This window comes from Rhizobium sp. BK112, from assembly GCF_014193215.1.
In the GTDB taxonomy this organism is placed as follows: Bacteria; Pseudomonadota; Alphaproteobacteria; order Rhizobiales; family Rhizobiaceae; genus Rhizobium; species Rhizobium anhuiense.
In genome coordinates this window covers 92542-107677 of the sequence record NZ_JACHYZ010000004.1, presented here as the reverse complement: position 1 = coordinate 107677, position 15136 = coordinate 92542, and the positions used below count along the sequence as shown (strand labels likewise).

Sequence of the window (15136 nt, the reverse complement as noted above, 5' to 3'; positions counted from 1 at the left end):
TGCCAACCTGTCCGCTCAATCCTATCAGCAAAGGGAGGCTCCGCCCGAACGTCGGGCGGAGCGAGCGATGACTATTTCAGGAAGCCTTTTTCCTTGAGATAGGCTTCGGCGACGGACTTTGCCGGCTCGCCGTCGACCTGGATCTTGGCGTTGAGCTTGCGCAATTCGTCGGCGGTCAGGCTCTTGAAGATCGGCGAGAGCACTTCCTCGATCTTCGGATTGGCCTTCAGCACCTCTTCGCGGATGATCGGCGTCGGCGCATAGACCTGCTGCACGTTCTTGTCGTCTTCGAGAACGGTTAGTTCGGCCGCTTCGATCGCGCCGTCGGTGCCGTAGACCATCGCGGTATTGACGCCGTTCGTCTGGTCGGCGGCCGCCTTGATCGTCGCCGCCGTATCGCCGCCGGAGAGAACGACGGTCTGGTCGGGCTTCAGCTGGAAGCCATAGGTCGTCTGGAAGGCGGGAAGCGCACCGGCCGAATTGACGAATTCGGCGGAGGCGGCAAGTTTGGCGGCACCGCCGCCGGCAACCCATTTGCCGAAGTCCGTCAGGCTCTTCAGCTTGTTCGGTTGGGCGACATCATTGCGCACAGCGAGCGCCCAGGTGTTGTTGGCAGGAGACGGCGTCAGCCAGACGATCTTGTTGGCGTCGTAATCGAGCTTCTTCGCCAGCTCATAGCCCTGGTCGATGTTCTTCCAGGCGGCGTCATCCGCCTTGTTGAAGAAGAAGCCGGCATTGCCGGTATATTCCGGATAGATGTCGATTTCGCCGGCGGTGATCGCCTTGCGCACGACCGGTGTCGCGCCGAGCGCGATGCGGTCCTGCGTCTTGATGCCGTTGGCTTCGAGCGCGAGCGCGATGACGTTGCCGAGCAGCGTGCCTTCGGTGTCGATCTTCGACGAGACGACGACGTCGGCGGCCTGGGCCGCACCCACCGCGAAGGCGGAGAGCGAGACGGCAAGTGCGAGTTTCTTCAGCATGGAATATCCCCTGTGTTAACACCGTTGAATGAGGCTCAAGCCCTTGGCGGAAGGCTTGTGCGCAGAAAATCCGCCGGCGAGGGCGACGAGGCCGCCATCATGCCGGAATTGCGTGCGTCATGGAAATAGCGTGCCCACCCGAAAAATCGATGCAAGCCCCCTCCAGTATTTGCGGTCGCGGCACGATTATGGCGGCGAATGCACCTCCACGCGCGGAAACGCATTCCCTTTTCCAAGGCCGGCGCGATTTGTTTTTGTCCCCTTGCGTGTTTCCACGATGCTCCGGTGCTCTTTCACGGTTTCCCGGCGCCCGGATTTTTTATGACGGAAACGATAGCCCGCCTATTCTGAGGCAGGGATATCTTTTTTCATGAACACATCATATCGTCCGGTTTTTCCAGCGCTTTCCGGAGGTGGCCATTGCATCTTGGTGCCCTGTTCATTGCAAGCCATGTCCTGACATCCGGCTCGGTGCGCGAGACCGCGCGCCGCTTCCAGCTGTCACCCTCCACTGTCTCCACCGCAATCCATAATCTCGAGACCGAACTGGCGATAAAACTGACCGAGCGCGCCTCCGGCGAGCTGGTGACGCTGATTGCGAGCGGCAGGGTGCTGGACGGGCTGGAGCCGATCATGGCTGCGATTGCCGAGCTCGGCCAACTGACCGGCCATGACGGCGCCGCCGAGGCCTACGAGACCTGGGCATCCCGCATCCCCGTCAAGATCGTCACCATGGAGCGTTTTTTGGAAGTGGCCGACCAGGGCAGCATCAACCGGGCCGCCCGCCGGCTTCGCTTGGGTCAGCCACAGCTTTCACTGCAGCTTGCCAATCTTGAGAAATTTCTGGGTGCTCGGCTGTTCGAGCGGCAGGCGCAGGGCTCGGTGCTGACGGAAGAGGGCAGGCGCGCCTATCAGATTTTCATGGCGATCAGCCAGGCATGGAACGACCTGAAATCGTCCGCCGACGAGCGTTACCGACGCACCGCCCGATCGCTGCGCATCGGCTCGATCATCCCGACCGGCTCGGAAAGCTGGGTGGCGCGCTGCCTGGGCGTGCTGGTCTCCGAATGGAATGCCCGTCGCAACAACAATGCGATCTCGCTGGTGTCGATGACCGCCGACGATTTGCGCGAGGCGCTGAAGAACGGTCGCATCGACGTGGCGATCCTGGACTCGGTCTTCGGCCTCGAAAGCTTCCGGCATCGCGAATTGCTGCAGACCGACATGGTGGTGATCGCGCCACCTGACAGCACCGAGATGAGCGTCGCCGATCTCGTCGCCGGCCATGCGATCTGCATGCCGAGCCCACGCACCGGCCTCGGCCATGCGGCCATGGCCTTCAGCTACGAGCGCGCGCCCAACCGGCGCCTGCGCGGCCAGGATATCACCGCGGCGGATTCGCTGCCTGTGATCGTCGACCTCGTCGCCAATCACGGCTATGTCTCCTTCCTCGGCCGGGTCAGCGCCCTGCCGATCGCCGACAAGGTGCGCATCGTCGATCTCGACGTGCACCTGCCGATGTCCTATCACGTCGCCTTCAACCATCGCAAAGCCGCCGCCGATGCCTGCACCGTCATCATCGAGGCGGCGGCGAGAATTACGTCGGAAACCGTCGCGCAAACCAAAAGGCAGGCGGACGCCGGAGCCAGGGAGACTGCAGCGTGACCATCTTGCTCGAAGTGTGCGTCGACAGCGCCGAAGGCCTTGCCAGCGCCATCGAAGGCGGCGCCGGCCGCATCGAACTCTGCTCGGCGTTGGAACTCGGCGGGCTGACGCCGCTACCGAGCCTGATGCGGATCGCCGCCCGCGCGCCCATTCCGGTCTATGCGATGATCCGCCCGCATGCCGGTCCCTTCATCTTCGACAAGGCGGACGAAGAAGCGATGATGATCGATATCGACGCGGTGCGCACCGCAGGCCTCGCCGGCGTCGTCATCGGCGCCAACCGGCCGGACGGGACGCTCGACATGCCGCTGATCCACCGCTTGAAGGCGCATGCGGCCGGCCTCGGCTCGACGCTGCATCGCGCTTTCGATCTGGTGCCGGATGCCGATCAGGCGCTGGAGCAGGCGGTCGAGCTCGGTTGCGAGCGGATATTGACCTCCGGCTGCGCGCTGAAGGCGGCCGACGGCCTCGAGGCGCTGAAGCGCATTTCGGCCAAGGCTGCCGGCCGCATCTCGATCATGCCCGGCAGCGGCATCCGCCCGACAAATGTCGGGGAGATCCTGCAGGCGACCGGCGCTCGCGAGGTCCACGGCTCCTGCAGTTCACCGGTCGAAAGCGCCGATCCGCGCGCGGTGGCCTTCGGGTTTGAGGCGAAAAGCACGAACAAGACGGATGTCGCGGTTGTGAGGGAGATGCGCAGGGCGATCGAGGCGGTGGGTTAGAAGTTGTAGCCCGCGCCAGCATCGAGACAGCCCCTCATCCCATCGGCGTGAGGGACAGCAAAGACGGCCCATCACTCGCGATCGTGCACGACGCCCATGATATCGCCCCTGCGGGAGACGCTCACCAGGAGATCGTCCCCGTCTCGCCATGCTCGGATCAGATATCGTTCACCCACGTCCTTCACATCTCTGACGCGGTAACCACGTCTCTCAAGGAGGCGAACCGCATCGTCCGGCCCGAAATTGTCCCGACCCGAGCGCCATCCGCTTCGCTGGTCGTGGTGGCGATTCCATCGCTGCAGAAAATCCGTTTCCGTCTGGTTATCGTCGGGATCGGAATAGAACTCCGATCCCTGGCCTTCCTGGATGACCACCTGCGCGCGGGCCGGCACCGCAAGTGGCATTGTCAGCGCCGCAGCCATTGCCAAGGAAGCAATTCGCATTTTCATCGCTCGACCCTTTCCATCACTCAATCGACGAAGATCTGCCGGCTATCCGGCGGCCCCACTTATGGACACTTCCGTATTCGTCTGTGTGCTTTTTGATTGAGAAATGTTGCGCGACATCTTGCGCGCCGGTTGGAGGCGAAGAGTACCAACAAAACGGATGTCGCCGTTGTGAGGGAGATGCGCAGGGCGATCGAGGCGGCCGCGGGATAACGGAGCATGGGGACAGGGGCCCCCATTTTGTCGATTGCACCCCGTTTCGTCATCCTCCGCTCAAGGCCGAGGATGACGAGTGTGGGGGGAACCTAAGCAGCAAGGACCGCGAACATGACAAAATAAGCGCCTAACTCTGCAGGACTTTTCCGACGCTGCCTAACCCCCGATACTGATGACAGCCTTGATCAACCCATTCTTCTCATGCGCCCAGCGGGCGAGATCGCGCGGCGCGTCGGCAAGCGTCGTGCGGTGGGTGATGAGTTTCTCCACCGGCACCAGGCCTTTGGCGATCGCATCCGCGACATGCTCGAAATCGACGCGAGTGGCGTTGCGGCTGCCGATCACCATCATCTCGCGCTTGTGGAATTCGGGATCGGAGAAGCGGATATCGTCCTTGACGACGCTGACCAGCACCAGCGCGCCGCCATGAGCGACGAAGGAGAAGGCCTTTTCCATCGAAGGGCCGTAACCCGTTGCATCGAAGACCACGTCGAAACCGTCGCCGTTGGTTTTGGCGCGAACGCTCTCCGCTGTCGCCTCGTTGGCAACGATGCCGGAGGTGAAGCCGAAGCGCTCCGAGGCCATCTGCAGCCGCTCGGTGCTGGTATCGAGCAGCGTCACCTCATGGCCTGCGATGCGCGAGAAGATCGCCGCCCCGAGCCCGATCGGCCCGGCGCCGATGACGAGCGCCCGCGCACCGGGGCCGGTCATCGAACGGCGCACCGCATGGGCGCCAATCGCCAGGAACTCGGTCGTTGCCGCCGCCTCGAGGCTCAGGCCCTTGGCGGGATAGAGATTGCCCGATGGAACCGAAATCTCCTCGCAGAAGGCGCCGTCGGTATGGACGCCGAGCACCTTGATGTTGGTGCAGCAATTCGGCTTGCCCTGACGGCAGGCGACACATTGCCCGCAGGAGAGATAGGGATTGACGATGACGGGCGTGCCGACCGCGATCGCCACACCGTCGCCCGCTTCCAGCACCGTCGCCGAGATCTCATGCCCCATCACCCGGGGATATTCGAGGAAGGGATGTTTGCCCTCGAAAATATGGTAGTCGGTGCCGCAGATGCCGACATGGCTGACGGCAAGCCGCACCCAGCCGGCGGCGGGAGCCGCTGGCGAAGGACGCTCGACGATATCGAGCACGCCGGGCTCCCGGCAAAGAACTGCTTTCATGACGGGTCTCGCATTCCTTGAATGGAAGAAGCCGGCTCGTTCAAGCCGGCTGTCTCATGTCGCTCAATTGCTCCGGCGGCGGCGCAGCTGGTCGAAGAACACGATCACGATGATCAGCAGACCGGTGATGATGCGCTGCCAGAAGGAGTTGACGTTCAGAAGGTTCGCGCCGTTGTTGATGGTGGCGAGAATGAAGGCGCCGATCAGCGGGCCGTGCACCGAGCCGACCGCGCCGAACAGGCTGGTGCCGCCGATGACGGACGAGGCAATCGCCTGCAGTTCCCAGCCGTCGGCCTGCGTTGCATTGCCGATGGCGATGCGCGAGGCGAGCAGCACGCCGACGAAGGCGGCGAAGGAGGCCGAGAGGATATAGGCAAGATAGATCATGCCCTTGACGTTGACGCCGGAAAGGCGCGCCGCCTCGGCGTTCGAACCGACCGCGAAGAGATAGCGGCCCCAACGGCTCAGATGCAGGAAGATGAAGGAGGGGACCGCCACTAGGATGACCATCCAGAACAGGCTCGGAATGCTGAGCAGATCGGCGCGGGCGAAATTGCTGAAGCCCTCATTGGTGATGTTGATCGTCGAACCGTTGGTGATCAGCAGGCCGATGCCGCGCAGCGATGTCAGGGTTGCCAGCGTGATGATGAACGGCGGCAGGCCCATATGGACGATGCCGAAGCCATGGAAGGCGCCGATCGCCACGCCGATGGCGAGCGTCAGCGCGATCGCCCCCCAGAGCGGCACGCCGGCCTGCAGCAGCCAGGCGATGATGACGGTGCAAAAGCCGACGATGGCGCCGACGGAAAGATCGATGCCGGCGGTGATGATGACGAAGGTCTGTCCGAGTGCGAGGATCGCCGTCATCGCGCCCTGACGCAGCAGGTTCGAAATGTTGAGCGGCGTCCAGAAGCTCGGGGTGACGACGCCGAGCACGATCCAGAGGAAGATCAGCAGGCCGATCAGCGTCAGGCCGAACAGGATGTTCATTTTCCGGCGCGGCGGCGGTGCGACGATCTCAGTAGGGGTGGCAGTCATGAATTTTCTCCCTCTTATTCTTTTGGCTCAGACGCCGATCGCTTCGCTGAGCACTTCTTCATGCGTCGCCGCGTGGAAATCATGGCTGGCGACGATCTTGCCGGCGCGGAAGACGTGCAGCCGGTCGGCCAGTTCGTAGACTTCGGGCAGGTAGGAGGAGATCAGGATGATGCCCGCGCCGTCCTTCAGAAGCTTGGCGAAGAGCCGGTAGATTTCCGCCTTGGTGCCGACGTCGACGCCGACAGTCGGTTCGTCGAAGATGAAGAGCCGGGCGCCATGGCTCAGCCATTTGCCGATGACGATCTTCTGCTGGTTGCCGCCCGACATGCTGGAGGCCGGAACGCGCCGGCTCGGCGTCTTGATGCTGAGATCGCGAATCTGCTTGTCGGCATTGGCCGACTCGCGCGCATGGTTGATCACAGGTCCGTGGCTCAGCCGTCCGAACACCGGCAGATTGATGTTGAGGCCGATCGGCAGGTTGAGGCAAAGCCCTTGGTCGCGCCGGCTTTCCGGCGCCAGCGCAATGCCGAGCTCCATCGCGGTGCGTTCGTTCTTGATGTCGACGCGCTTGCCCATCCACTGGATATCGCCTGATGTCGTCGGCTGGCGTCCATAGAGCCCGAGCGCGAATTCGCTGCGCCCGGCGCCGATCAGGCCGTAGAGCCCGACGATCTGGCCCGCCTTGACGCTGAGCGACACATCTTCGAAGCCCGGACCGGAAAGGCCGTTGACGGCAAGGATCGTCTCGCCGATCGCAATCTCTTCCTTGTGGTAGATCTGTTCGATCGAGCGGTTGATCATCAGCGCGATCAGCTCGGCATCGTTGGTCTCGCCGATCAGGCGCGTGCCGACATGCGTGCCGTCGCGCAGCACCGAGACACGGTCGGCAAGTTCGAAGACTTCCTCCATGCGGTGGCTGATATAGACGATGGTGACGCCTTCGCCCTGCAGGCGGCGGATCAGCTTGAAGAGCTGCGCCGATTCCTGGCGGGTGAGATAGGCGGTGGGTTCGTCGAAGATCAGGAACTGCGTGCCGCGCATCGCCGCGCGCGCCGTTGCCACCAGCTGCTGCTGGCCGATCGTCAGCGAGCTCAGCAGCGCACCGGCCGGCAGGCCGAAACCGAGATCGTCGAGCACGGCCTGCGCCATCTTCTCCATCTGCTTCTTGCGCATCAGGCCGTAGCGGTTGACCTCGTCGCCGAGGAAGAGATTGGCGGCGACCGTCAGGTGCCGGCAGAGCACGACTTCCTGGTGGACGGCGTTGATGCCGCGGGCGATCGCCTCGTTCGGCGTCGAAAGCCCCACCGGCTGGCCGCACCACAGCACTTCGCCGGCCGTGCGGGTGATGACGCCGGTGAGCAATTTGATCAGGGTGGATTTGCCGGCGCCGTTTTCGCCGACGATGGCGTGGATTTCACCGGCGAGGAAGGTCAGCGTCGCTGGCTTCAGCGCCTGCACATGACCGTAATTCTTCTGCAGGCCCTTGAGTTCGAGGATAGGCGATCCGGCGGGAATTCGATTGGCTTCTTTCAGCGTCGCGCTGTCATCATGGCGATGACTGACCTCTTCCAGTCCGATCATGGACCTCTCCTCCTTGTGTCACGTCTGCTCCACCCCCGGTAAGCATACCATGGATGGAAAAGGCCGCGCCGGTTTTTGAAGCCGGCGCGGCCTGTCTGTCTTTGTTACTTGATCTTCGGGTTCAGCAGCGCGTCGATCTTCGGATCGGCCATATTCGCCTTGGTGACGAGGTTTGCGCCGGTGTCGACATTGGCTTCGACCTTCTCGCCCTTGGAGACGGCAAGAGCGGTCTTCACGCCGTCATAACCCATGCGGTAGGGGTCCTGAACGACGAGGCCGGCAATCGCACCATCCTTGAGGAAGCCGACCGTCTTGTCGTCGCTGTCGAAGCCGATGACCTTGATCTTGTCGCCGAGCTTGTTTTCAGCAATCGCCTGGCCGACGCCCTGCGCCATGATCAGGTTCGAGGCGAAGATGCCGACGAGGTTCGGGTTTGCCGTGATCAGGTCGGTCATCATGTTGAGGCCGGTCGTTGCCTGGCCGTCGCCGTACTTGTCGGCAATCACCTTCAGGCCGGGATACTTGGTCTTCACCTGATCCAGGAAGCCTTCGCGGCGCTGTTCCAGCGAGCCGACGCCCGGAAGATTGGTGAGGATGACGATTTCGCCCTCTTCCTTGCCGGTGGCGCCCTTGATGGCGGCGGCAAGACCGTCGGCGGCGATGCGGCCGCCCTGAACGTTGTCGGTCGTCAGGAACGACTTGAACGCCTTGGAGTCGGCAGCGGAGTCAATGCCGATGATCGGAACCGACTTGGCGGCTTCATCGATCGGCTTGCCGAGCGCCTTGAATTCGGTCGGCGAAATGACGACGGCGGCGGGCTTGCCGGCAACAGCATTCTCCAGAATGCTGATCTGGCCGTTGACGTCGGATTCGGCCTGTGCGCCGAGTTCCGGCACGTTGACGCCGAGATCCTTGCCAGCCTTGCGCGCGCCGGCCAGAACGATCTGCCAGTAGAAGGACGTCGTGTCCTTGACGATGATCGGGATCGTCACGTCGGCGGCAAACGACGTTGCCGGCATCGCCGTGGCGATGACCGCGGCACCCGCAAGCGCCGTAAAGGCGCGACGGGACAGAAGGGATTTCACGATACTCATAAGGGTTCTCCTCTCAGGGTGCGTTCTCCTCCGAATAAATCGGCCGCTGAACGCAGGCGGACGATTTTTATCGATAAAAAACATTTGCAGGGAGAAGCTAGCCGAGGCGCAATCAAATTGCAAGTGCGTCAATCTGGCTTTTTTGCTTTGCTAAACTCCACCCAAGCAACTGATTTTATTCCAATAGTACGATACCCTAAAATAGGGTTCAGGCCAGATCAACCTCATGCGGATGGACGACACCCTTTTTCAAAATCAGGTTACCGTACAGCCGGAATTCCGTCGTCGCGACGATATAGGTGGCCTTGCGGGCCATCGCGTAGAAGGCAAAGCGCTCCACCGGCACGATGCGGAAATCGCCGGCACGCCTGGACACGATCTGCTGGAACTCGGCGCAGACTTCGGGCATCGCATCGGGATCGCCCACCACTTCCATCCGCCACGCCGTTTCCGGCACGAAAGTATCGAGCGGCATATGGGTGAGGATCGCCTCGGCCATGTCAGTGGCGCTGACGCCGTCGGCGCGAATGACGGGCGGGCCCATCGAGCCCGAGGGAAAATTGGCGTCCGCTATGACGATGTCGTCACCATGTCCCATCGTCTTCAGCGCATGAAGCAGGTCGGGGCCGAGCAATGGATGAATACCCTTGAGCATAATGTCTCCTCAGACCCGCACCGCTTCGGCGCCGAGCGGCGGCGCGACCAGCGTATAGGGCTCGAATTCCCCGTAGATCTCGTCGGCAAGCCGCGGCTCGACGATCTCCATGTTGCGCTTCAGGCTCGAAGCCTTGGCCGTGCCGATCAGCACCGATGCGACGACCGGATCGCGTAGCGGAAACTGCAGGGCGGGAGCCGCGAGCGGCACCCCATGGCTTTTGGCGATCGCCTCCATGGCGCCGACCTTGGCAAGCACATCGTCGGTTGCCGGCATATAATCGAAATGCGAGCCCGGCACCGGGCCGGTGGCGAGAATGCCGGAATTGAAGACGCCGCCGACGACGAGCGACGTGCCCTTCTGCCGGCAGAGCGGCAGGAGTTCGGCAACGGCCGAACGGTCGAGCAGCGTATAACGGCCGGCAAGCAGGATGCAGTCGAGATCGGCATGGTGCATGACGTCGAGGCAGACGGGCACTTCGTTGACGCCGAGGCCGAAGGCGGAGATCGCGCCCGAGGATTTGAGTTCCTCCAGCGCCTTCACGCCGGAATCGAGAAACTGCTTCTGGTGGACCGCATTCTTCGCCGCGCCATGCGTGTAGACGCCGATATCGTGCACATAGAGAATGTCGATGCGGTTGAGGCCGAGGCGTGCATAGCTGAATTCGACCGAGCGCATGATGCCGTCATAGGAATAGTCGTAATCGGCGTCGAAGGAGAGCGGATCGACATAGCTGTAATCGGGCACGGTGCCGGTCGGCACCGGCCGCAGCAGCCGGCCGACCTTGGTGGAAAGCATGTAGCTGCCATCCGGCTGGTCGCGCAGGAAATCGCCGACCCGCCGTTCGGCGAGACCCAGCCCATACCAGGGCGCGACGTCGAAATAGCGGATGCCGCTATCCCAGGCCGCCTGCAGCGTGTCCATCGCCTGCTCGCGCGGGCAGGCACGGTAGAGACCGCCGAGAGCTGCCGCGCCGAAGCTGATTTCGGTCACCTCCAGCTTGGTCTTGCCGATCTTTCTCGTCTTCATCATTCCTCCTCGCGAAGAAGCTGAAACTGTCTATCCGGAGCAATCCCGGGAAAAGTGTGAAGCTGTTTTCCAAGGGCTTGCGTAAAACAAAAAGCTAGAGCGTTGCGCCCAGATGCCAGGGCACGAATTCGTTATCGCCGTAGCCGAAGAGCTCGCTCTTGGTCTTCTTGCCCGAAGCCGTATCGACGATAAGGTCGAAGATTTCGCGGCCCTTGCCGCTGATCGTCGCGTCGCCGGTGGCGATGGTGCCGCAATCGATGTCCATGTCCTCTTCCATCGACGCATAGAGCGCCGAATTGCTGGAAAGCTTCAGGGACGGTGCCGGCCGGCAGCCGAAGCAGCTGCCGCGGCCCGTGGTAAAGGCGATCATATTCGCCCCGCCGGCCACCTGGCCGGTCGCCGAGACCGGGTCGTAGCCGGGGGTGTCCATGAAGACGAGCCCGGGGGCCGTGACCCGCTCGGCATAACCATAGACCGCCGTCAGCGGCGAGCGCCCACCCTTGGCAACCGCGCCGAGTGACTTCTCCAGAATGGTGGTCAACCCGCCGCGCTTGTTGCCGGGCGACGGGTTGTTGTCGAGCGAGGCGCCGTGCAGAGCGACATAATCCTCCCACCAGGCGATTTTCTCGTCGAGCTTCTTTGCCACCTCGTCGCTGACGGCGCGGCTGCGCAAAAGGTGCTCCGCACCATAGATTTCCGAAGTCTCCGACAGGATCGCCGTGCCGCCGGCCGCCGCCAGGAGGTCGGCTGCGACACCCAGCGCCGGATTGGCGGTGATGCCGGAAAAGCCGTCCGAGCCGCCGCATTGCAGGCCGATGATGATCTCGCTCACCGACATCGGCACGCGCTTTTCCTTGCCGACATCGGCAGCGATCTCGCGCAGCATACCCATGGCCCGCTCGACCGCGCGGCGGGAACCGCCGGCATCCTGAATATTGAAATGCCGCTTCGAAGCGCCCGCACCGCTCTGGCCGTACAGCGTCAGCTGGTTGACCTCGCAGCCGAGGCCGATCATCAGCACGCCGCCGAAATTCACATGCCTGGTATAGCCGGCGAGCGTCCGGTGCAGCACGTTCATGCCGTCGCCGGTCGAACTCATGCCGCAGCCCTGGTCATGCACGATCGGCACGAAACCGTCGATGCCCTCATAATGCGGCAAGATCGTCCGGTTCGCCTCGTCGGCGATCGCCCGGCAGACCGTGGTGGAACAGTTCACGCTGGCGATGATGCCGATATAGTTGCGGGTCGCTGCCCGCCCGTCGGCGCGGCGGTAACCCATGAAGGTGCGCGCCTTGTCGTCGGCCGTCGCCGTCTCCGGCGCCGAATTGGCGGTCGCCGCCAGCCGGTCGTTTTCGAAATGCAGGTTGTGGCTGTGCACATGGTCGCCGGCCTTGACCTCTTCAGTGGTGCGGCCGATCGCCTGTCCGTATTTCACGACCGGCGACCCGAGCGGAATATCGGCAATCGCCACCTTGTGGCCGGGGTCGATCTTCTGACGGGCTTCGATGCCGGCAACCGTCGAACCCGGCGCGATTGCCGCCGTTGCGACCGCGACATTGTCTCCGGCCGAAAGGATGATCCAAGGCAGTTTGTCCAATTTATTCTCCCTGGGAAACACTCGCTGCATCGGCGAATGCGCATTGATTTTGTTTTTTATCTACAATAAACATTTTCAAGTCAACGGGAATATTGATCCTGTGGACGAGGGAGGCAATGAGCCGCAGGCGACCGGAAATAAGCTAAAGGTCGTTTGAACAAGCCCCGGTCCGCTCTGTCCTGCTGTGAAGCGGGAAGGCGCTCACGAGGGCGGAAAGCGGGGTCTGGTGGCACGGCAGAATACGGTCTTCAAGGAAGCCTACAACAGGTATGCTGCAGCCTTGCGCACGGATACCGCACTGCCCTCGGAGCCGGAGATCGCCGCCCAGCTCGGCGTCAGCCGCTCGACGGCGCGCGCCATCCTGACGCGGCTCAGCGAAGAAGGCATCATCCGCTGGAACAAGCGCCAGAAGATCGTGCTGCGCCAGCCGACGGACCGCGACCTCTTTCCCTCGGAAGAAACCGATTCCCTGCACGACATCATCGAGCGCAGCTTCATGCAGCGCATCCTTGCCGATGATGCAGCCCCCGGCATGCAGATCAACGAATTGGAGCTAGCCCGCGAGATCGGCACCGGCACAACAAGCGTGCGCGAATTCCTGATCCGCTTCTCCCGCTTCGGCCTCATCGAGAAACGGCCGAACAGCCACTGGACGCTCAAGGGCTTCACCCGTGAATTCGCCCTCGAGCTCGCCGATGTGCGCGAGATGTTCGAGCTGCACTCCGCCGCCGAATTCGGCCGGCTTCCGCGCGACCACCAGGCCTGGATCGATCTCGCCGCCATGCGCGACGAACATCACGCCATGCTTGCCGACATCAACCAGCGTTTCAAGGACTTCTCCGTCCTCGACGAGCGCTTCCACCTGTTGATCCATCGCGCCTCGAAAAACCGCTTCATCGCCGATTTCTACGACGCCATCGCCATCGTTTTCCACTATCACTACCAGTGGAACAAGACCGCCGCCCGCCAGCGCAACGAACGCGCCATCCACGAACATCTGGATTATATCGCAGCCCTGGAATCCGGCGACCAGGCGGCAATCGAAACCGCCTGCCGCGCGCATCTGCACTCCGCCCGCCAGACCCTGCTGCAATCCCTGCCGCAGATTGCCAGTGAAACTGCGTGAGGTGGGGAGAGTTATTCCGGGAAAAGTGCCGCATTGGGTGCCTGCAAAAACCGGCCGGCGTCTTCAGCTGCTCAATTCCCTTTCAAATATCTCCCGGCAATTGCGACAATATCTTCTCGCGCGCGGCGCGCGATGCGGAAAGGCGCTGCCTCGTATCTCCCAGCACTTTTGCTGAGGCTTCCTTCGGCGTGCCGGAAGAAAATGGTGGTGCGGGAGCATATTCCAGAGCGAGCTGGACCGTTTCGGCTTCTGTCTGCCCCAGAAGCTCGCCAATCACGGATAGTCCGAAATCGATGCCCGAGGTGACACCGCCTGCGGTGATCAGGTTGCCATCCTGTACGACTCGCTCCTCGACGGGCGTGGCGCCAAAGCGCGGCAGGAAATCGAGCGCATTCCAGTGGGTCGTCGCGCGTTTTCCCTTGAGCAACCCCGCCGCCCCCAGCACCAGCGCGCCCGTGCAGACAGACGTGACGTAGCGCGCCTTCGCCGCCCGCTCCCGAACAAAAGCGAGCACCATCTCGTCGAGCAACAATGCGTTGATACCGCTTCCGCCCGGAATGCAGAGAACGTCGAGTGGCGGGCATTCCGCAAAGGTCGTGGTCGGCGTCAAAGACAGCCGGGTAGAGGCCGGAACGGGCCGCAAATCCTTCCAGATCAGATGAACCTCTGTGCCTTCAGCCGAGGCGAAAACCTCGTAAGGGCCGGTGAGGTCGAGTTGCTGAACATCGGGGAAGACGAGGATTCCGAAAGAAAGAGGCATGGGGAAACTCCTGATTGACTTTCCCAATCCTAGTGGAGCAATGATTGGCGTGTTTGCCAATCATCCCTCCGTTCATGCCAAATAACCCTCGCCGTATCGAAATCCTGACCTTCCCCGACAGCCAGCTTCTTGATGTGGCAGGCCCTTTGCAGGTCTTTGCAACGGCAAACGATCTGGCTGCGCTTGCTGACAAAGCGAGGCCCTATGAGACTGTCGTGGTGGCGCAATGCGCTCAGGTGAGAACATCGTCGGGTCTCGCCTTGGCAGCCTCCCCGTTGCCGTCGCCGGATGCGCCGCTGGACACGCTCGTCGTGGCGGGAGGCTGGGGTGTCAATGCGGCTTGTGAAAACCGCGATCTGGTGGAATGGGTCAGAGGCCGCTCAAAGGCGGCGCGGCGCACCGCTTCCGTTTGCAGCGGTGCATTTTTGCTGGCGACAGCAGGATTGCTCGACGGACGGCGTGTCGTCACGCACTGGCAGCGTTGCGCTGAATTCACAAAACGCTTTCCGTTGGTGCGCCTCGATCCTGACCCCATTTTTGTTAGTGATGGCGACATGTGGACATCCGCCGGCGTGACAGCGGGCATCGACCTTGCCTTGGCGCTCATCGAGATCGACCTGGGTCGGAAGGCGGCGCTCGCTGTCGGGAGGCAGTTGGTGGTTTTTCTGAAGCGGCCGGGCGGACAGTCGCAATTCAGCACGGCCCTCTCACTGCAGGAAAATGACGGGCGTTTCGACCAACTGCACGCATGGATCATGGAAAACTTGAGCCGCCCATTGCCGCTGGCGGCTCTTGCCGCACGGGTCAACATGAGCTCGCGCAGTTTTTCGCGGCATTATCGGCAGGTAACAGGGCTGACGCCGGCCCGGGCGATCGAAGACATCAGGATCGAAACCGCCCGACGCTTGCTGGATGAAGGCCAGTCTGTTGCCCGGGTCTCCAGGCGTTGTGGCTTCGGATCGGAGGAAACCATGAGAAGGGCCTTCCTGCGCCACTTCGGTACCAGTCCGAAAGCCTACCGCGAGCGGTTTGCCGGGTAGACGCCGGATGC

General features: G+C 62.4%; 14 protein-coding genes and 1 pseudogene. 5 read left to right on the top strand and 10 right to left on the bottom strand.

The genetic code is table 11. The features are described from left to right. Positions 1-71: 71 nt before the first annotated feature. Positions 72-980 (bottom strand): ABC transporter substrate-binding protein, encoded by a 909-nt coding sequence (locus tag FHT75_RS13140; protein WP_028756619.1) that lies wholly within the window; start codon positions 978-980, stop codon positions 72-74. A 420-nt stretch (positions 981-1400) separates the two neighbouring features. On the opposite strand from FHT75_RS13140, the gene FHT75_RS13135 reads away from it, so the two are divergent. After that, complete coding sequence (locus tag FHT75_RS13135) at positions 1401-2645, top strand: LysR family transcriptional regulator (protein ID WP_063474756.1); 1245 nt, start codon at positions 1401-1403, stop codon at positions 2643-2645. Continuing rightward, positions 2642-3367 carry a copper homeostasis protein CutC gene (locus tag FHT75_RS13130; protein ID WP_063474755.1) on the top strand — a complete coding sequence of 242 codons (726 nt, stop codon included), beginning with the start codon at positions 2642-2644 and terminating at the stop codon, positions 3365-3367. The genes FHT75_RS13135 and FHT75_RS13130 overlap by 4 nt, the downstream gene beginning before the upstream one ends. A 71-nt stretch (positions 3368-3438) precedes the next feature. On the opposite strand, the gene FHT75_RS13125 is transcribed toward FHT75_RS13130, so the two are convergent. Next, positions 3439-3816 carry a hypothetical protein gene (locus FHT75_RS13125; protein WP_063474754.1) on the bottom strand — a complete coding sequence of 126 codons (378 nt, stop codon included), beginning with the start codon at positions 3814-3816 and terminating at the stop codon, positions 3439-3441. A 126-nt stretch (positions 3817-3942) separates the two neighbouring features. Between FHT75_RS13125 and FHT75_RS36380 the strand changes: the two are divergent. After that, positions 3943-4026: pseudogene (locus tag FHT75_RS36380) on the top strand (copper homeostasis protein CutC); the annotation flags it as partial. A gap of 159 nt (positions 4027-4185) precedes the next feature. On the opposite strand, the gene FHT75_RS13120 reads toward FHT75_RS36380, so the two are convergent. From FHT75_RS13120 to FHT75_RS13090, 7 genes are all read right to left on the bottom strand, one after another. Beyond that, positions 4186-5205, bottom strand: coding sequence for a zinc-binding alcohol dehydrogenase family protein (locus FHT75_RS13120; RefSeq protein ID WP_097543244.1), 1020 nt, complete (start codon positions 5203-5205; stop codon positions 4186-4188). 63 nt (positions 5206-5268) lie between these two features. Continuing rightward, positions 5269-6243, bottom strand: a complete 975-nt coding sequence (locus FHT75_RS13115; RefSeq protein WP_028757718.1) for an ABC transporter permease — start codon at positions 6241-6243, stop codon at positions 5269-5271. 27 nt (positions 6244-6270) lie between these two features. Then, a complete protein-coding gene (locus tag FHT75_RS13110) occupies positions 6271-7824 on the bottom strand; it encodes a sugar ABC transporter ATP-binding protein (RefSeq protein WP_048338242.1) in 1554 nt (517 codons plus the stop codon). A gap of 104 nt (positions 7825-7928) precedes the next feature. Continuing rightward, positions 7929-8918 carry an ABC transporter substrate-binding protein gene (locus tag FHT75_RS13105; RefSeq protein WP_048338243.1) on the bottom strand — a complete coding sequence of 330 codons (990 nt, stop codon included), beginning with the start codon at positions 8916-8918 and terminating at the stop codon, positions 7929-7931. Positions 8919-9126: 208 nt separating this feature from the next. Then, the gene (locus FHT75_RS13100) at positions 9127-9573 is read right to left on the bottom strand and encodes an RbsD/FucU family protein (RefSeq protein ID WP_048338244.1); all 447 of its coding nucleotides are present in this window, start codon (positions 9571-9573) and stop codon (positions 9127-9129) included. Between the two features lie 9 nt (positions 9574-9582). Further along, complete coding sequence (locus tag FHT75_RS13095) at positions 9583-10602, bottom strand: aldo/keto reductase (protein WP_097543245.1); 1020 nt, start codon at positions 10600-10602, stop codon at positions 9583-9585. Positions 10603-10696: 94 nt separating this feature from the next. After that, positions 10697-12199, bottom strand: a complete 1503-nt coding sequence (locus FHT75_RS13090; protein ID WP_132573635.1) for a UxaA family hydrolase — start codon at positions 12197-12199, stop codon at positions 10697-10699. A gap of 226 nt (positions 12200-12425) precedes the next feature. On the opposite strand from FHT75_RS13090, the gene FHT75_RS13085 reads away from it, so the two are divergent. Beyond that, entirely contained in the window at positions 12426-13325 is a 900-nt protein-coding gene (locus FHT75_RS13085) for a GntR family transcriptional regulator (RefSeq protein ID WP_047617273.1), read from the top strand. A gap of 82 nt (positions 13326-13407) precedes the next feature. Here FHT75_RS13085 and FHT75_RS13080 read toward each other — a convergent pair whose 3' ends face one another. Beyond that, positions 13408-14085, bottom strand: coding sequence for a DJ-1/PfpI family protein (locus FHT75_RS13080; RefSeq protein ID WP_097543247.1), 678 nt, complete (start codon positions 14083-14085; stop codon positions 13408-13410). Positions 14086-14159: 74 nt separating this feature from the next. Between FHT75_RS13080 and FHT75_RS13075 the strand changes: the two genes are divergently transcribed. Then, a complete protein-coding gene (locus FHT75_RS13075; protein ID WP_097543248.1) occupies positions 14160-15125 on the top strand; it encodes a GlxA family transcriptional regulator in 966 nt (321 codons plus the stop codon). Positions 15126-15136: the final 11 nt, after the last annotated feature.